The 16,701-nt window shown below is 73.3% G+C and carries 15 protein-coding genes; 6 read left to right on the top strand and 9 right to left on the bottom strand.

The window, feature by feature from the left end; genetic code table 11:
- Window positions 1-49 precede the first annotated feature (49 nt).
- The 5 genes from hflX to miaA form a co-directional block, all read right to left on the bottom strand.
- Complete coding sequence (gene hflX, locus ACWD4P_RS05265) at window positions 50-1,552, bottom strand: GTPase HflX (RefSeq protein WP_359826537.1); 1,503 nt, start codon at window positions 1,550-1,552, stop codon at window positions 50-52.
- Window positions 1,553-1,820: 268 nt separating this feature from the next.
- Window positions 1,821-3,962, bottom strand: coding sequence for a RelA/SpoT family protein (locus ACWD4P_RS05260; RefSeq protein ID WP_449778655.1), 2,142 nt, complete (start codon window positions 3,960-3,962; stop codon window positions 1,821-1,823).
- A gap of 278 nt (window positions 3,963-4,240) precedes the next feature.
- Window positions 4,241-5,146 (bottom strand): diaminopimelate epimerase, encoded by a 906-nt coding sequence (dapF, locus tag ACWD4P_RS05255; RefSeq protein WP_449778610.1) that lies wholly within the window; start codon window positions 5,144-5,146, stop codon window positions 4,241-4,243.
- Between the two features lie 33 nt (window positions 5,147-5,179).
- Window positions 5,180-5,692 (bottom strand): hypothetical protein, encoded by a 513-nt coding sequence (locus ACWD4P_RS05250; protein WP_359831199.1) that lies wholly within the window; start codon window positions 5,690-5,692, stop codon window positions 5,180-5,182.
- A gap of 229 nt (window positions 5,693-5,921) precedes the next feature.
- Entirely contained in the window at window positions 5,922-6,866 is a 945-nt protein-coding gene (gene miaA / locus ACWD4P_RS05245; protein WP_359831201.1) for a tRNA (adenosine(37)-N6)-dimethylallyltransferase MiaA, read from the bottom strand.
- A 165-nt stretch (window positions 6,867-7,031) separates the two neighbouring features.
- Here miaA and ACWD4P_RS05240 point away from each other — a divergent pair, with 165 nt between their 5' ends.
- Window positions 7,032-7,298, top strand: a complete 267-nt coding sequence (locus ACWD4P_RS05240) for an antitoxin (protein ID WP_449778609.1) — start codon at window positions 7,032-7,034, stop codon at window positions 7,296-7,298.
- Window positions 7,299-7,329: 31 nt separating this feature from the next.
- Here ACWD4P_RS05240 and ACWD4P_RS05235 read toward each other — a convergent pair whose 3' ends face one another.
- Window positions 7,330-8,028 carry a class III extradiol ring-cleavage dioxygenase family protein gene (locus ACWD4P_RS05235; RefSeq protein WP_359831205.1) on the bottom strand — a complete coding sequence of 233 codons (699 nt, stop codon included), beginning with the start codon at window positions 8,026-8,028 and terminating at the stop codon, window positions 7,330-7,332.
- A 78-nt stretch (window positions 8,029-8,106) separates the two neighbouring features.
- A complete protein-coding gene (gene miaB / locus ACWD4P_RS05230) occupies window positions 8,107-9,609 on the bottom strand; it encodes a tRNA (N6-isopentenyl adenosine(37)-C2)-methylthiotransferase MiaB (protein ID WP_449778608.1) in 1,503 nt (500 codons plus the stop codon).
- A gap of 95 nt (window positions 9,610-9,704) precedes the next feature.
- Between miaB and ACWD4P_RS05225 the strand changes: the two genes are divergently transcribed.
- A complete protein-coding gene (locus ACWD4P_RS05225) occupies window positions 9,705-10,724 on the top strand; it encodes a TAXI family TRAP transporter solute-binding subunit (RefSeq protein WP_449778607.1) in 1,020 nt (339 codons plus the stop codon).
- A gap of 48 nt (window positions 10,725-10,772) precedes the next feature.
- On the opposite strand, the gene ACWD4P_RS05220 is transcribed toward ACWD4P_RS05225, so the two are convergent.
- Together ACWD4P_RS05220 and ACWD4P_RS05215 are read right to left on the bottom strand one after the other, a co-directional pair.
- Window positions 10,773-12,197 (bottom strand): sensor histidine kinase, encoded by a 1,425-nt coding sequence (locus ACWD4P_RS05220; RefSeq protein ID WP_359829328.1) that lies wholly within the window; start codon window positions 12,195-12,197, stop codon window positions 10,773-10,775.
- 6 nt (window positions 12,198-12,203) lie between these two features.
- Window positions 12,204-12,962: a response regulator transcription factor gene (locus ACWD4P_RS05215; RefSeq protein ID WP_359829329.1), complete on the bottom strand. Its 759-nt coding sequence runs from the start codon at window positions 12,960-12,962 to the stop codon at window positions 12,204-12,206.
- A gap of 391 nt (window positions 12,963-13,353) precedes the next feature.
- Here ACWD4P_RS05215 and ACWD4P_RS05210 point away from each other — a divergent pair, with 391 nt between their 5' ends.
- The 4 genes from ACWD4P_RS05210 to ACWD4P_RS05195 all read left to right on the top strand — a co-directional run bounded on the left by ACWD4P_RS05210 (window position 13,354) and on the right by ACWD4P_RS05195 (window position 16,700).
- Window positions 13,354-14,127, top strand: a complete 774-nt coding sequence (locus tag ACWD4P_RS05210) for an amino acid ABC transporter ATP-binding protein (RefSeq protein ID WP_359829330.1) — start codon at window positions 13,354-13,356, stop codon at window positions 14,125-14,127.
- A 115-nt stretch (window positions 14,128-14,242) separates the two neighbouring features.
- On the top strand, window positions 14,243-15,151 hold the full coding sequence (locus ACWD4P_RS05205) for a glutamate ABC transporter substrate-binding protein (RefSeq protein ID WP_359829331.1): 909 nt from the start codon (window positions 14,243-14,245) through the stop codon (window positions 15,149-15,151).
- A gap of 53 nt (window positions 15,152-15,204) precedes the next feature.
- Window positions 15,205-15,855 (top strand): amino acid ABC transporter permease, encoded by a 651-nt coding sequence (locus ACWD4P_RS05200; protein ID WP_359829332.1) that lies wholly within the window; start codon window positions 15,205-15,207, stop codon window positions 15,853-15,855.
- Complete coding sequence (locus tag ACWD4P_RS05195) at window positions 15,852-16,700, top strand: amino acid ABC transporter permease (RefSeq protein ID WP_449778606.1); 849 nt, start codon at window positions 15,852-15,854, stop codon at window positions 16,698-16,700. The genes ACWD4P_RS05200 and ACWD4P_RS05195 overlap by 4 nt, the downstream gene beginning before the upstream one ends.
- Window position 16,701 lies beyond the last annotated feature (1 nt).

Here is a 16,701-nt window from a genome sequence, read left to right as displayed (position 1 = left end):
GGCCCCGGGACGACAGTCCCGTCCCGGGGCCCTTCCGCGCGTTCCGGCCTCAGCCCCGCAGGGCCACCGCGAAGTACTCCAGCTCGGCGGCCAGTTCGGCCGCCACCTTGGCGTGCAGCAGGGTGCCCTCGCCGGTGTGCTCGGTGGAGATCAGCTCGCCCTCGGCGTGCACCCGGGAGACCAGCGCGCCCTGGGTGTAGGGCACCAGGGCCCGCACCTCGACCGCCGGGCGCGGCAGCTCGTCGTCGATGAGCTGCAGCAGCTCCTCCATGCCCGCGCCACTGCGGGCCGACACCACGATGGCGTGCGGCTCGCGGCGCAGCAGCCGCTGGAGCACGTGGGGATCGGCGGCGTCCGCCTTGTTGATCACCACGATCTCCGGCACGTTCTGCGCGTCGACCGAGACGATGACCTCGCGGACGGCGGCCAGCTGCGTCTCCGGCTCGGGGTGCGAGCCGTCCACCACGTGCAGGATGAGGTCCGCGTCGGCGACCTCCTCCATGGTCGAGCGGAACGCCTCGACCAGGTGGTGCGGCAGGTGCCGGACGAAGCCGACGGTGTCGGCCAGCGTGTAGAGCCGCCCGCTCGGGGTCTCGGCCCGGCGCACGGTCGGGTCCAGGGTGGCGAACAGCGCGTTCTCCACCAGCACGCCCGCGCCGGTGAGCCGGTTGAGCAGGGAGGACTTGCCGGCGTTGGTGTACCCGGCGATGGCCACGGACGGCACCTGGTGGCGCTTGCGCTCCTGGCGCTTGGTGTCGCGGCCCTTCTTCATGTCGGCGATCTCCCTGCGGAGCTTCGCCATCTTCTCGCGGATCCGGCGCCGGTCGGTCTCGATCTTGGTCTCACCGGGACCACGGGTGGCCATGCCGCCGCCAGAGGTGCCGGAGCCACCGCCACCCATCTGCCGGGACAGCGACTGACCCCAGCCGCGCAGCCGGGGCAGCATGTACTGCATCTGCGCGAGCGAGACCTGGGCCTTGCCCTCCCGGGACTTGGCGTGCTGGGCGAAGATGTCCAGGATCAGGGCCGTCCGGTCGACGACCTTGACCTTGACCACGTCCTCCAGGTGGATCAGCTGGCCGGGGGTGAGCTCACCGTCGCAGACCACGGTGTCGGCGCCGGTGGAGGCGACGATGTCGCGCAGCTCCTTCGCCTTGCCGGAGCCGATGTAGGTGGCGGCGTCGGGCTTGTCGCGGCGCTGGATGACGCCGTCCAGCACCTGGGAGCCGGCCGTCTCGGCGAGTGCGGCGAGCTCGGCCATCGAGTTCTCCGCCTCTTCCAGCGTGCCGTCCGTCCAGACGCCGACGAGGACCACGCGCTCCAGGCGGAGCTGGCGGTACTCGACCTCGGTGACGTCCTCGAGTTCGGTGGAGAGGCCGGCGACACGGCGCAGGGCTGCTCGCTCGCTGCGGTCGTACTGGTCGCCGTCGTAGTGGTGGCCGAGGTCCTCGTCGATGGCCGCGAGGTCCTCGTCCATGAGGGCTTCCGCCCGCAGACCGTCGAGGCGGCGCGGAGCGTCGGCGTGGTCGCGGGTGTCGAACGTGGAGGTCATTCTGTCCTTTGGCTCGCTGGTACGGGTGGCCTTCGGGGACCGCGGCTGCGGCCCCGTACGGAGTCTGCCCAGCTGCCGCCCCGATTACCGTCCGAGCGGGGTGAGCTACCCCTCAGGTCCCCGGGTGCCGCCCGGGCTCCTGTGCCCGGAGAACGCCGTGGACCGGCCGTGAATTCCCCATGATGGTCGCACGCCCGGACCGGGCCGGTCATCCCCATTTCCCCGGGACGGCCGCTCCGGCGCCGCTCCCGGGCCCCGCCCGTCCCGGCTACACCCCCTCGGGGGCGTGCGGGCGGCTCACGTCGTACACCCCGGAGACCTTGAGCATCGCCCGCATCAGCCCCGGCAGCGCGGCCGGCTCGGGCAGTTCGACGGTGTAGGTGTGCCGGACCCGGGACTCCTGCGGCGGCTCGACCTCCGCCGAGACGATGCCGACTCCCGCCCCGGAGATCGCCGCGGTGAGGTCGGCGAGCAGCCGGGGCCGGTTCAGCGCCTCGGCCCGCAGGGTGACCCGGTGCCCGGCCGCCGGCCCGCCCTCCGGGTGCCAGCGCACCTCCAGCTCGGCCCGCCCGTCGGCGCGCATCCGCTCTCCCGCCGGGCAGCCGGTGCGGTGCACCGCGACCGCGCCGCCGCGGATCGGGTAGCCGGCGACCTCGTCCGGCGGCACCGGGGTGCAGCAGCGCGCCAGCCGGACGGACGCCCCGGGCCGGCCGGCCACCACGACCGGGGCGGCCCGCCGCTCGGCGGCCGGGCGCCCGGGCGGGGCGGGCTGGCCGCCGGCCGGGCCGGTGCGGACCACCGGCTGCCGGGCCGGGTGGTCGGCCAGCCAGCGCTCGATGGCCAGCCGGGCGGCCGGGGTGCGGGCGTGCGCCAGCCACTCGGGGGCGGGGCCGGAGGGCTGTCCGCCGCCGGCCGGGAGGGTCTCGGTGAGCACCGCGATCTGGTCGCCGTCCTCCAGCACGGTGGACAGCGCGGTGAGCCGCCCGTTGACCCGCGCGCCGATGCACCGGTGGCCGGTCTCCTCGCCGAGCCGGTAGGCCGCGTCCACGCAGGTGGCGCCGGCCCTCAGCTGAAGCGTTTCGCCGCCCTCCGTCACCACGGTGATCTCGCGGTCCCCGGCGAGGTCGGCGGTGAGCGCGGACCAGAAGGCGTCCGGGTCGGGCGTCTCCTGCTGCCACTCCAGCAGCCGGCTGAGCCAGCCCGGGCGGGCCGGGTCGGTGCGGTCCAGCTCGTCGGCGTCCTGCACGGCGACGGCCGGGGACGGGTCCCCGAGCGCGACCACGCCGGTCTCGGCCACCTCGTGCATCCGCCGGGTGCGGACCAGCACCTCGACCACCGCGCCGCCGCTGAGCGCCACGGCGGTGTGCAGCGACTGGTAGAGGTTGAACTTGGGCGCGGCCACGAAGTCCTTGAACTCGCCGGGAAGCGGCGTCCAGCAGGTGTGCAGCTCGCCGAGCACGGCGTAGCAGTCGGCGTTCTCCTCGACCACCACCAGCAGTCGTCCGTAGTCGGCCGGCCGCGGCCCCTGCGGCAGGCCGTCCGGCCCGGGCAGGGCGGCCCGCCGGAGCAGCACCCGGTGCAGCGACACGCAGTGCCGGGGCCGGACGGTCACCTCGGCGGCCACCCCGGCCTCGGCCAGCTGGCGGGCCAGTCGCCGGGCGAAGGGCTCCAGCAGGGTGTCCGGCTCGGCCTCGTGACCGGCCATCAGGGCCCGGGTGCGGGCGTGTTCCTCGGGGTGCAGGGTGGCGAAGACGATGTCCTCCAGCTCCGCCTTGAGCACCTGGATGCCGAGCCGCTCGGCCAGCGGGATCAGCACGTCCCGGGTGACCTTGGCGATCCGCACCTGGCTGGCCGGCTTCATGTGCCGGATGGTGCGCATGTTGTGCAGCCGGTCGGCGAGCTTGATCACCATCACCCGGACGTCGTCCCCGGTGGCGACCAGCATCTTGCGGAAGGTCTCGGCCTCGGCGGCGGCGCCGAAGTCGACCTTCTCCAGTTTCGTCACCCCGTCGACCAGGTAGGCGACTTCGGGACCGAACCCGGCGCCCACCTGGTCGAGCGTCAACTCGGTGTCCTCGACGGTGTCGTGGAGCAGCGAGGCGACCAGGGTCGTGGTCCCGGCGCCGAGTTGGGCCAGGATCATGGTGACGGCCAGCGGGTGGGTGATGTACGGCTCGCCGCTCTTGCGCTTCTGGCCGCGGTGGCTGGCCTCGGCGAGCCGGTACGCCCGGGCGAGCAGGCCGAGGTCGGCCTGCGGGTGGTGCCGGCGGTGGACCCGGACCAGCGGCTCCAGGGCGTCCGGCACGGGCGGGCGGCCGGTGGCGAGCAGCGCGGCCCGCCCGGCCCGGCCGAGGGCGCCCCGGCCGAGCCCCCCGAGGGGCCGCCTGGCCCCGGCCTGCCGCACGGTCATCGGCTGCCCCGTCAGGGGCTGCCCCGCTTGCTGCAGCCCCTCCAGGGGCTGTCCGGCTTCGATGGTCATCGGCACCTCCGGCAACGGTCGCCGGGCACCGCCCCGTCCGAGGGGGTGATCTCGACACCCCTCCCCATGGGGTGATCGACCCGGTGGTCCATGCTACCGAGCAGAGCACGTTCCGCGACGCCCTGATTCCCGTCCGCGACCGGTATCACCCGATCGGGGGGATTCGTCACGGCGCGAATTGGGCAAACCGGGCCCCGGGCCGGGCGCCCTCAGCGCACCGACTCCCACCAGCGCCCGTCCAGCCGCCCCTCGGCCACGATCTCCGCCGGTCCGGTCATCTCCACCCGGCCGTCCGGGTGCTCGGTGATGACGAGCCGGCCGCCCAGCACGTCCACGGTGTACGCGACCGCCTCACCGGTGACGGCCGGGTCGGCGCCGTCCCGGCGGATGGCCGCCACCGCCACCGCGCAGGCGCCGGTGCCGCAGGAGCGGGTCTCGCCCGAGCCGCGCTCGTGCACCCGCATCGCGACGTGCCGCGGCCCGCGGTCCACCACGAACTCGACGTTGACGCCCTCCGGATAGGCGCCCGCGGGGCTGGTGAGCGGCGCGGCGAACAGGTCCCCGGCGTGGTCCAGGCTCTCCACGAAGGCCACCGCGTGCGGGTTGCCCATGTTGACGTTCAGGGCCGGCCAGCGCCGTTCGCCGACCGCGACCTCGATGCCGTCCGGTCCGGGCAGCCGGGCCCGGCCCATGTCGATGGTGACGTCGCCGGGCGTGCCGTCCGCGGCGGCCGCGGCGACCTTCGCGGTGAGCACCCCGGAGCGGGTGGCGACGGCCAGCTCGCCGGGCTCGGCCAGGCCCGCCTCGACCAGGAAGCGCGCGAAGACCCGCAGGCCGTTGCCGCACATCTCGGCGATGCTGCCGTCCGAGTTGCGGTAGTCCATGAACCACTCGGCCCGGTCGGCCATCCCCGCGGCGGCCGGGTCGGCGGCGGCGCGCACCACGCGCAGCAGCCCGTCCCCGCCGATGCCGGCCCGCCGGTCGCACAGCGCGGCGACGGTCTCGGGACCGATCTCCAGCGCGCCGTCCGGGTCCGGGACGATGACGAAGTCGTTCTGGGTGCCGTGCCCCTTGAAGAAGGGGAGGCCGCCCTGCTGGGGGGAGGATGCGCTCACCCCTCCGATGGTACTGAGCCGCCGGTGGGAGGCTCAGCGCAGGTACGCGACCCGCCAGACCGCGAGCGCGCAGGCGACCAGCGCGATCAGGGTGTAGACCGCGATCGCCTTCCAGCCGGCCCGCTGTCCGGAGCCCCGGCGCGGCAGCCCCGGCCACTTGTAGCCGGCGTGCCGGGCGGCCATCGCGCCCCAGCCCATCGAGGCGGCGGTGAACAGCAGCCCGAGCATCCCGACCATGGTGGCGCGCGCGCCGGCCGAGCCGAAGGCGAGCGGGAAGGCGAACATCAGCGAACCGAGGGTGCCCAGCAGGGCGATCGGCAGCGTCTGCCACCAGCGCAGCCGGCGCAGCGGGCGGATCTCCCGCTCGTGCACCGCGGCGTCGGGCGGGGTGCGGGTGTCCAGGGCGGGCACCGCGGCCGCGTAGGAGGTCGGCGCCTCCAGCCCGGTCAGCACGGGGAGGTCGCCCATCGTCGACTCGTCGAACTCCTCGGCCGGTGCGGTGACGCTCCCGCCCTGGCCGGATTCGGGGCCGGTACCCGTCGACACACGGCCTCCCCTGACAGTTCGACACGAGCGGACTCGCGGCCGGGCACGGTCGGCCCGTTCCGGTCGACCCCTACGGCATCGATGATGGCATGTCCAGAGTGGCGTTCCGGGCCTGACCGGGGTCGACGGGTGATCCGTGGCCATCACGTGATCGGGCCGTGACCGCCGGTTCGTCCTGCACGGTCGGCTGCGCGCGCAGGTGCACCGCCGGATTGGCCGGAAACCCTTCCTACGCGGCCGGAACTCCCTGACGGTCGATCAGTTCCAGGGACCGTTCCAGCAGCTCGACGGGGTCGGTGCCGGCCGGCCGGGAGAGCCAGACGATGCGGTCGTCGCGGCGGAACCAGGACTCCTGACGGCGGGCGAAGCGCTTGGTGGCCCGGACGGTCTCGGCCCGGGCCTCGTCCTCGGTGCACTCGCCGGCGAAGTGGTCGAGCACCTGCTGGTAGCCGAGCGCCCGGGAGGCCGTCCGCCCCTCCCGCAGTCCGGCCTTCTCCAGCTCCCGCACCTCGTCCAGGAGTCCGGCCTCCCACATCCGGTCGACCCGCAGCGCGATCCGCTCGTCCAGCTCGGGGCGGGGCACGGCGACGCCGATCTGCACCGCCTCGTAGACGGCGGTGTTGCTCGGCAGGTTGGCGGTGAACGGCTGCCCGGTGATCTCGATGACCTCCAGGGCGCGGACGATCCGCCGGCCGTTGGTGGTGAGGATCGCCTCGGCGGCCTGCGGGTCCAGCCCGGCCAGTCGCCGGTGCAGCGCGTACGGGCCGGACTCCTCCAGCTCGGCCTCCAGCCGGGCCCGCACCGCCGGGTCGGTGCCCGGGAACTCCATCTCGTCGATCGCCGCCCGGACGTACAGCCCGGAGCCGCCGACCAGGACGGGCGTGCGGCCGGCGGCGAGCAGCCGGTCGATCTCGGCCCGGGCCAGCCGCTGGTACTCGGCGACGCTGGCGGCCTCGGTGACGTCCCAGACGTCCAGCAGGTGGTGCGGCACTCCCCCGCGCTCGGCCGGGGTGAGCTTCGCGGTGCCGATGTCCATGCCCCGGTACAGCTGCATCGAGTCGGTGTTGATCACCTCGCCGCCGAGAGTGCGGGCGATGGCGACGGCCAGGTCGGACTTGCCGGCGGCGGTCGCGCCGACGATCGAGACGACACGCGGGGTACTGGAGCTGCTCACCGTTCCAGTCTCCCAAAACCGCCGGGCCGCCGGGCACCGGGCTGCCACCCGCCCCGGACTGCGCGACGATATGACTGTTTCCCGGACTCTTTCCGGCCGTTTCCCCGGGTTGGGCCGGATTTGCGAACGCTTCGCCGAGCTCGGACGTTGTGCGGGAGACAGCGGATGAAGGAGATCGCCATGGGTCTGATGGACAACCTCAAGGGCAAGGCCGAGGAGCTCAAGGGCAAGGCCAGCGAGTTCGCGGGCAAGCACAGCGACCAGATCGAGAAGGCCGTGGACAAGGCCGGCGGCGCGATCGACAAGGCGACCAAGGGCAAGTACAGCGACAAGATCGAGCACGGCGCCGACAAGGCCAAGGGCGCGGTCGGCGACTTCGCCCACAAGCCGCACCCGGAGGACGGGGGCCCGGCCCAGGACCCGCGGTCCTGAGCACTCGGCTCCGGGCCCGGGCTCCCGGAGCTCAGCTCCAGGACGCCACGAAGTACCCGACCCCGTAGGGCGCGTCCCGGTAGGCCAGCCGCCCGGTGAGGCCGGCGCCCCCGGCGGCGCCGGCCAGCACCTGCCAGGGCGCCCGGCCGTCGGCCTTGAGCTCGGCGGCCAGGCCCGGGTCCAGCGCGGCCAGGGCGGGCAGGTCGGCCGCGCCCAGGGCGGCGGCGAGGGCGGTGTCGAAGCCCTCGGCCCGTTCGTCCAGGTAGCCGGGCGCCTTCAGCGAGCGGCAGGCGCTGCCGTCGCCGAGCACCAGCAGGGCGACCCGGTCGGCGAGGCCGGCCAGGCCCTGCCCGAGGCCGAGCATCCGGTCGGCGGGGGCGTCGGCGGGGACCGCGCAGGCGTGCGTCGGCAGGGTCACCCCGGCGCGCTCCAGCAGCCAGGCGCCGATGGTCAGCGAGGGCGCCAGTTCCGGCCCCTCGACCCGGTCGCCGGGCAGCTTGGCGACCAGCGGCACCCCGTAGCGGTGGAAGGAGCCGGCCCCGCCCTCGGTCCACACCTCGGCGGCCGGCCCGGTGCCGACCACCACGACCAGCTGCGGTCCGGCCGCGACCAGCGCCGCCAGAGCCTCGTCGCAGGCCGCCCGCAGGCCGTCCAGCTCGGGCGCGGCCCCGGCGGCGACCTCGGGGACGAGCAGGGGCGGACAGGGGCACACGGCGGCGGCTACCAGCATGCGGATCACTCTAGCCAAACGCGGCGGCGGCCCGGCGGGAGTGCGCACTCCCACCGGGCCGCCGTGCGGAGCGCGGCCTCAGTCGCCGCAGCAAGCCCCGCCCGCCGGCGCGGCGAGCGGCAGCTCCGCCGGGGCGCCGATCTTCGGCAGGCCGAGCAGCACGCCGGCCGGCTTGGCGGCGGGCTTCGCCTGGCGCTTCTCCCAGGCGTCACCGGCCCGGGTGCGGCGCACCGCGAGCGCCGGGCCCTCGGCGAGCAGGTGGTGCGGGGCGGCGTAGGTGATCTCGACGGTCACCGTGTCGCCGGGGCGCACCGGCTCCTCCGGCTTCTCGAAGTGCACCAGCCGGTTGTCGGGGGCGCGCCCGGAGAGCCGCCGGGTCCGGTCGTCCTTCTTGCCCTCGCCCTCGGCGACCAGGATCTCCAGGGTGCGGCCGACCTGCTTCTTGTTCTCCTCCCAGGAGATCTCCTCCTGGAGGGCGATCAGCCGGTCGTAGCGGGCCTGCACGACCTCCTTCGGCACCTGGTCCGCCATCTCCGCGGCGGGGGTGCCGGGACGCTTGGAGTACTGGAAGGTGAAGGCGTTGGTGAAGCGGGCCTCGCGGACGACGTGCATCGTCTCCTCGAAGTCCTCCTCGGTCTCGCCGGGGAAGCCCACGATGATGTCCGTGGAGATGGCCGCGTCCGGCATCGCCTCGCGGACCTTCCGGATGATCCCGAGGAAACGCTCCTGCCGGTAGGAGCGGCGCATCGCCTTGAGGACGCGGTCCGAGCCGGACTGCAGCGGCATGTGCAGCTGGTGCATCACGTTCGGGGTCTCGGCCATCGCGGCGATCACGTCGTCGGTGAAGTCGCGCGGGTGCGGCGAGGTGAAGCGGATCCGCTCCAGGCCCTCGATCCGGCCCGCGGAGCGCAGCAGCTTGGAGAAGGCCTCGCGGTCGCCCAGGTCGGAGCCGTAGGCGTTGACGTTCTGGCCGAGCAGGGTCACCTCGATGACGCCCTCCTCCACCAGTGCCTCGATCTCGGCGAGGACGTCGCCGGGGCGGCGGTCCTCCTCCTTGCCGCGCAGCGCGGGGACGATGCAGAAGGTGCAGGTGTTGTTGCAGCCGACCGAGATGGCGACCCACGCGGCGTACGCGGATTCGCGGCGGGTCGGCAGGGTGGAGGGGAAGGTCTCCAGCGACTCCAGGATCTCGACCTGGGCCTTGCGCTCGACCGCGGCCCGCTCCAGCAGCGCCGGCAGGTGGCCGATGTTGTGGGTGCCGAAGACCACGTCGACCCAGGGGGCGCGCTTGACGATGGTCTCGCGGTCCTTCTGGGCGAGGCAGCCGCCGACGGCGATCTGCATGCCCTTGTGGCGGGTCTTGACCGGCGCGAGCTGGCCGAGGTTGCCGTACAGCTTGTTGTCGGCGTTCTCGCGCACCGCGCAGGTGTTGAACACCACCAGGTCCGGGTCGCCCTCGGGCCCGGCCTTGACGTACCCCGCGTCCTCCAGCAGGCCGGACAGCCGCTCGGAGTCGTGGACGTTCATCTGACAGCCGTGCGTGACGACCTTGTAGCTCTTCAATCCGCTCTCACCGCTCACCAGACCAGGGTACGGGCAGCCGCGAAGGGCTTTTCCCCGAGCTTCCACCACCCGTTCCCCTCCCGTTCGGGCGGAGCGCCTGGCAGTATCCCTGCATGGTCCCCACCACCCCGTCCCGTCTCGGCACCGCCGTCCGCACCACGGCCCGCAGCCCGTTGTGGCGGACGGTGCTGGTGCTGGTCCTGCTGGTGGCGGGGTTCGGCGGCTGGTGGCTGTCGGCGGGCCGCTCGCCCGGGTACCCGCGCGGCGAGGTCCGCTTCGCCACCGGGGTGCAGCGCGGCGTCTACGACCGGTACGGGCAGCTGCTCCAGGCCCACGTCTCCCGGGCGATGCCGGGGGTCCGGCTGGCGCTGGACAACACCCAGGGCTCGATCGACAACCTGGCCCGGGTGGTCGACGGCCGGGACACCTTCGCGATAGCCACCGCCGACGCGGTCGCCGACTACCAGAGCGCCGGCAAGGGGAGGCTGCGGGCGATAGCCCGGCTGTACGACGACTACCTGCAGCTGATCGTCCCGGCCTCCTCCCCGGTGCGCCGCACGGCCGACCTCAAGGGCCTGCGGGTCGGCGTCGGGCTGCCGCAGTCCGGGGTGAACCTGGTGACCACGCGGCTGCTGGACGCGGCCGGGCTGGACCCGGAGCACGACGTCGTCCCGGTGCCGAAGGGCATCGGCGAGGCCGCCGACGACCTGCGCGCGGGCCGGCTGGACGCCTTCTTCTGGTCCGGGGGCCTGCCCACCAGCGCGCTCACCGACCTCTCCGACCACTTCCCGATCCGGGTCGTGCCGCTGGGCGACCTCTCCGAGGCGCTGCACAAGGCCGAGGGCGGCGGCAGCGACGCCTACCGGGCGGCCACCATGCCCAAGGGCACCTACCCGAACGCCGAGCCCAAGGACGCCGTCGCCACGGTGGCCGTGCCCAACCTGCTGATCACCCGGGACGACGCGGACCCGGGCCTGATCGAGGGCATGACCCGCGCGGTGATCGACAGCCGGGACCAGATCGGCGCCCAGGTGCACGCGGCCCAGCTGGTCGACCTGCGCACGGCCGTCTACACCGACCCGCTCCCGCTGCACACCGGCGCGGCGCGCTACTACCGCTCGGTGAAGCCGTAGGAGCCGCGGGACGCCTCCCGCGGGCGCCCCGGGGGGCCGTCCCGGCGGCTACTTCTCCGGCCGGGGCACCGCGAGCGTCACCGCGAGCCCGGTCGGCCTGACCGGCGCGAAGCCGAGCGAGCCGCCGCCGGCCGCCAGCAGGGTGCGGGCGATGGACAGCCCGAGCCCCGATCCGTCCACGTTCTGGTGCCGCGTGCTGCGCCAGAACCGGTCCCCGGCCCGGGACAGCTCGTCCTCGGTGAGGCCGGGCCCGGCGTCGCTGACGGTCACCGCGACCTCGTCCCGGCGCACCGCGACCCGCAGCCGCACCTCGCTGCCGGCCGGGCTGAACTTGAGCGCGTTGTCCACCACGGCGTCCAGGGCCGAGCCGAAGCCGATCGGGTCGGCCATCCCGATCGCCAGCGCCGGGCCGTCCCAGCGCAGCGCGATCCCGCGCTGTTCGGCCGCCGGCCGCCAGGCGTCCACCCGGGCCAGGGTGAGTTCGGCGAGGTCGGTGCGCTCCGGTTCGGGGCGGGCGTGCTCGGCCGTGGCCAGCCCGAGCAGGTCGTCCAGCACCCGGGCCAGCCGGACGCCTTCCTCCCGTACGCCGCTGAGCTCCTCCTCGTGGCCCTCGGGCAGTTCCAGACCGAGCACCTCGACCCGCAGCAGCAGTGCCGACAGCGGGTTGCGCAGCTGGTGCGAGGCGTCCGCGACGAAGGCCTTCTGCTGGTCCATGGCGAGCACCACGTGGTCCGCCATCTCGTTGAACGAGCGGGCCAGCCGCTGGAGTTCGGGCGGTCCGCCGCCGGGGGCGACCCTCGCGGCCATCCGGCCGGTGGCGATGTCGTGGGTGGCCCGGTCCAGGGTGCGCACCGGGCGCAGCACCCACTCGGTGAGCCGGACGGCGAGCAGCACGGCGACGATCATCGCGGCGGCCTCGCCCGCGCCGATCACCAGCCACTGGTGCAGCACCCGGGTGCGCAGCGCCTCGGTCGGGGACTCGCTCAGCACCACCGCGACCACGTCGCCGTCGCGCACCACCGGGGCGGCGACGGTGATCGTCCGGTCCGGCGTCCACGGCCAGACCTGCGGCGGGTTGTGGCTGCGCCGCCCGTCGAGCGCCTCCTGGAAGGCCTGGGCGGCCCAGCCGCCGGCGGGCACCCGCCAGCCGTCCGGAGCGGCGCTGATCGCCGCGCCGTCGCGCTGGAAGATGCCCAGGTGCACGCCGTAGAGGTCGTGGTAGCGGCGCACCTCGCTGTCGATCGCGCGCTCGCGGCTCTGGTCCCCCGGGGCGGGTTCCGGGTCCCCCTTGCGTGCCGAGTCGGCGGCGCCGGAGGTGGGCAGGTCCTGGGCGAGGCGGGCGGCGTCGTCGAGCCGGTCGACGACCACCTTGGTCTGCTCGGCCGCCGCGACCGCCGCCGCGAGCGGCAGCCCAAGGGCGGCCAGGACGCAGAGCATGAGGGCGATCAGGATGCCGAGCAGGCGGGTGCGCACGTGCGGTCAGTGCTCCGCGGGGGCGGGCGGGGCCGGTTCGGTCGCGGCGGGCGCGGGGATGTCGGGGATCAGCCGGTAGCCGACCCCGCGGACGGCCTCGACCAGGCCGGGCAGGGCGAGCTTGTTGCGCAGCGAGCCGATGTGCACCTCCAGGGTGCGCCCGTTGCCCTCCCAGCCGCTGCGCCAGACCTCGCTGAAGATCTGCTCGCGGCGGTAGACCACGCCCGGGCTCTGGGCGAGCAGCGCGAGCAGGTCGAACTCCTTGCGGGTGAGCGGCACGTCGCGGCCGTCCACGCTGACCCTGCGGCGTTCCCGGTCGATCCGGATGCCGCGGGACTCCAGCGGGCCGCGCTGCTGCGGCACGGAGTCGCGTGCGGGTACGGCAGCCGCGGCGGGGGCCGCGCCGCGGCGGGCGACGGCGTGGATGCGGGCGAGCAGTTCGCCCATGTCGTACGGCTTGGTGACGTAGTCGTCGGCGCCCAGGTTGAGGCCGTGGATCCGGGAGCGGACGTCGGCGCGGGCGGTGACCATGATCACCGGCACGCCGCTGCCGGCCCTGATCCGGCTGCACACCTCGAAGCCGTCGCGGTCGGGCAGCCCGAGGTCGAGCAGCACCACGCGGTACGGCTCGTTGCCGTCCGGGACGAGGGCGTCCAGTGCCTCGTGCCCGCTGCGGGCGTGCCGGACCTGGAAGCCGTGCCGGCCCAGCACCGCGACCAGCGCGGCGGCCACGCGTTCGTCGTCCTCGACGAGCAGCAGTCGCATCCTGTCCTCCTCCTTCCCCCACGTGATCACCCGTGATCACCGGGCCGATCGTTCCGGTCCCGGTCCTGCGCAGTATGAGCCAGTGAGCGGCCCGGCGCCAGGTTCGACCGCGCACCGGGCTCGTGGGGGACGGGGAGCACCGGAGCGGATTCCCGCTGTGACATGCCCCGTCGGCGCCCGGGCGAACAGCGCATGGGCGCCGTGTGGCCGTTTCGTGATCCTCAAGTTCCGCTCAGATGGGCTGACGGCGCGCGGCCACGCCTCCTAAGGTCGGCCCACCGGGGGCTGCGGCTCCGCCGGCCGCGGCTCCCGGATTCGTACCACCGTTGCCCGCCAAGGGAGTTGGGACTTCTCGGGCAGGCACCATTCAACGACAGAGGGAGCAGGCGCGATGACCGAGAGCCCGGTCGAGGACTCCACCCCCGCAGCCGCCCCACTGGTCGTGCTGAGCAACGTCAACAAGCACTACGGGGCGCTGCACGTCCTGCAGGACATCGACCTCCGGATCGCCCAGGGCGAGGTGGTCGTGCTGATCGGCCCCTCCGGCTCGGGCAAGTCGACGCTCTGCCGGACGATCAACCGGCTGGAGACGATCGACTCCGGCACGATCACCATCGACGGCCGGCCGCTGCCCGCCGAGGGCAAGGAGCTGGCCCGGCTGCGCGCCGAGGTCGGCATGGTGTTCCAGAGCTTCAACCTGTTCGCCCACAAGACCGTGCTGGAGAACGTGGTCATCGGCCAGGTGAAGGTGCGCAAGGTGCCCCGCCCGGAGGCCGAGAAGACCGCCCGGGGACTGCTGGAGCGGGTCGGCGTCGGCGCGCAGGCGGACAAGTACCCGGCCCAGCTCTCCGGCGGACAGCAGCAGCGCGTGGCGATCGCCCGGGCGCTGGCGATGAAGCCCAAGGTGATGCTCTTCGACGAGCCCACCTCGGCGCTGGACCCGGAGATGGTCAACGAGGTGCTGGAGGTCATGCGCCAGCTGGCCGCGGACGGCATGACCATGGTCGTGGTCACCCACGAGATGGGCTTCGCCCGCTCCGCCGCCAACCGGGTGCTGTTCATGGCCGACGGGAAGATCGTCGAGCAGAGCACCCCGGACGCCTTCTTCACCGCACCGCGCTCCGACCGCGCCAAGGACTTCCTCTCGAAGATCCTCCACCACTGACGCTTCGAGACCAGCGGGGCAGCCTCCGGCACCGGCGCCGGCCGGCCCCGCCCGTGCACGCCTTCCAGCCGCCAGAGCCCGGTCGACACCGCGGCCCAGCCCCAGGAGAACCCTCATGAGGACGTCCCGCACCCTCGCCGTCGCGCTCTGTGCCGTCGCGCTCACCGCCACCGCCGCCTGCGGCAAGGACGGCACCCCCGGTGCCACCGCCGCGAGCAGCGGCGGCACCGGCGCCCCGGCGCTGCCGAGCTACACGGTCAAGACCGACGTCAAGATCGACTCCGCGGTGCTCGCCGAGGCCAAGAAGCGCGGCCAGCTGATCATCGGCGCCAAGGCCGACCAGCCGAACCTCGGCTGGGAGGACGTCGCCAGCGGCGACCGCAGCGGCTTCGACATCGAGATCGCCAAGATGATCGCCGCCGACCTCGGCTTCACCCCGCAGCAGATCAAGTGGCAGACCCTGGTCTCCTCGCAGCGCGAGCCGGCCATCGCCAAGGGCCAGATCGACTTCTACGTCGGCACCTACAGCATCAACGACGAGCGCAAGAAGAGCGTCTCCTTCGCCGGCCCGTACTACATCGCCGGCCAGGACCTCCTGGTGAAGGCCGACAACACCACGATCACCGGCGCGGAGACCACCGGCGGCAAGAACGTCTGCACCGCCACCGGGTCGACCTCGATCCAGAACATCAAGCAGTACAACCCGAAGGTCACCCAGTTCGACACCTACTCGGCCTGCGTCGAGAAGCTGATGTCCGGCGAGGTCGACGCGGTCACCACCGACGACGCGATCCTCAAGGGCTACGCCTCCAAGTACGCCCCCAAGCTCAAGGTGGTCGGCAAGCCGTTCACCAAGGAGAACTACGGCGTCGGCCTCAACAAGGACGACAAGGCCCTGCGCGACGCGATCAGCGACGCCCTCAAGGCCCACGAGGACAACGGCGACTGGAAGAAGGCCTACGACGCGACCCTGGGCGCCTCCGGCTCCCCGGCGCCCGAGATCCCGGCCCTCGACCGCTACTGATCCACCCGCCGCACGTCGGTTTCCCGACCATGAACTGAGAGGAGGGCCGCCGGATGGGGTTCCTGTTCGAGGACGACAACTTCGCGTTGTTCCGCGACGGCTTCCTACAGACGATCGAGGTGAGCGCGCTCAGCGCTCTGCTCGCCCTGCTGCTGGGCACCCTGCTGGCGGCCTTCCGGGTCTCCCCGGTGCCGGTCCTGCGCGCCTTCGGCACCGCCTGGGTGACGCTCTTCCGCAACACCCCGCTGACCCTGCTGTTCTTCGCCGTCACCTTCGGACTGCCGCCGCTGGGCGTGCACTTCAGTCACCTGGTGTTCGCGGTGCTGGCGCTCGGCGGGTACACCGCCTCGTTCGTCTGCGAGGTGATCCGCTCCGGCATCAATACCGTGCCGCTCGGCCAGGCGGAGGCCGCCCGCAGCCTCGGCATGTCCTTCGGCCAGACCCTCACCCTGGTCGTCCTGCCGCAGGCCGCCCGCACCGTCCTGGGCCCGATGAGCAGCGTGTTCATCGCCCTGCCCAGGAACTCGGCGATCGCCGGCGCGTTCAGCGTCACCGAGCTGTACAGCTCCCAGCAGACCTTCTCCGAGCGCGGCTACTCGATCTTCTCCATCTTCTTCTGGGTGGCCTGCGCCTACCTGCTGATCAGCGCCGCGGTCGCCACGTTCTTCCGCGTCCTGGAATCCCGACTGGCGGTGGCCCGATGAGCGTCTTCAACCGTCAGGCTTCGGCGAGCGTCCTCTACGACACCCCCGGCCCGAAGGCCCGCACCCGCTACCGCGCGTTCGGCGTCCTCTCGGTGCTCGGCATCGCCGGCCTCCTCTGGTACGTCTTCGGCGCGCTGAACGACAACGGCCAGTTCGACGCCGGTCTCTGGGACGCCTTCCAGTACACCTACGTCCAGCAGCAGATCGTGGACGGTCTGCTGTCCACCCTGGAGGCCTTCGGGCTCGCGGCGGCTTTCTCCCTCACCCTGGGCGCGCTGCTGGCGGCCGGTCAGCTCTCCGACCACCGGCCGGTCCGCTGGTTCTGCACGGGCTTCACCCAGTTCTTCCGGGCGATGCCGCTGCTGATCCTGATCGTCGCGCTCTACTACGCCTTCTTCGCCCAGCAGCCGATGTGGGCGCTGGTGCTCGGCCTGACCCTCTACAACGGGGCGGTCCAGGCCGAGATCATCCGCAGCGGCGTCAACGCCGTCCCGCGCGGCCAGGGCGAGGCGGCCTACGGGCTCGGCATGCGCAAGACCCAGGTGATGACGTCGATCCTGGTGCCGCAGGCCGTCCGCTCGATGCTGCCCTCGATGATCGGCCAGCTGGTCGTCACCCTCAAGGACACCTCGCTCGGCTTCGTCATCACTTACAACGAACTGCTGTTCATGGGCAAGAAGATCGCCAGCCAGCCGATCAACGCCGCGGGCTTCCCCTACATCCCCGTGGTGCTCGTGATCGGACCGATCTACATCGCGATGTGCCTTCTGTTGACCGCGCTCGCACGCTGGATCGAAGCACGCGGCCGTCGCGGCGCGAACCGGCGCACTTCGGCTTCTGCTTGAC

The sequence above is a fragment of the Kitasatospora sp. NPDC002543 genome (assembly GCF_053594915.1).
The sequence above is the reverse complement of the archived record's forward strand: the minus strand, read 5'-3'. Positions and strand labels throughout refer to the sequence as shown.

What these genes read in the sequence shown, in the direction of transcription:
- hflX (WP_359826537.1), bottom strand. Translation starts at nt 1,552, where the DNA reads ATGACCTCCACGTTCGACACCCGCGACCACGCCGACGCTCCGCGCCGC.
- ACWD4P_RS05260 (WP_449778655.1), bottom strand. Translation starts at nt 3,962, where the DNA reads ATGACCGTGCGGCAGGCCGGGGCCAGGCGGCCCCTCGGGGGGCTCGGC.
- ACWD4P_RS05240 (WP_449778609.1), top strand. Translation starts at nt 7,032, where the DNA reads ATGAAGGAGATCGCCATGGGTCTGATGGACAACCTCAAGGGCAAGGCC.
- ACWD4P_RS05235 (WP_359831205.1), bottom strand. Translation starts at nt 8,028, where the DNA reads ATGCTGGTAGCCGCCGCCGTGTGCCCCTGTCCGCCCCTGCTCGTCCCC.
- ACWD4P_RS05225 (WP_449778607.1), top strand. Translation starts at nt 9,705, where the DNA reads ATGGTCCCCACCACCCCGTCCCGTCTCGGCACCGCCGTCCGCACCACG.
- ACWD4P_RS05215 (WP_359829329.1), bottom strand. Translation starts at nt 12,962, where the DNA reads ATGCGACTGCTGCTCGTCGAGGACGACGAACGCGTGGCCGCCGCGCTG.
- ACWD4P_RS05210 (WP_359829330.1), top strand. Translation starts at nt 13,354, where the DNA reads ATGACCGAGAGCCCGGTCGAGGACTCCACCCCCGCAGCCGCCCCACTG.
- ACWD4P_RS05205 (WP_359829331.1), top strand. Translation starts at nt 14,243, where the DNA reads ATGAGGACGTCCCGCACCCTCGCCGTCGCGCTCTGTGCCGTCGCGCTC.
- ACWD4P_RS05200 (WP_359829332.1), top strand. Translation starts at nt 15,205, where the DNA reads ATGGGGTTCCTGTTCGAGGACGACAACTTCGCGTTGTTCCGCGACGGC.
- ACWD4P_RS05195 (WP_449778606.1), top strand. Translation starts at nt 15,852, where the DNA reads ATGAGCGTCTTCAACCGTCAGGCTTCGGCGAGCGTCCTCTACGACACC.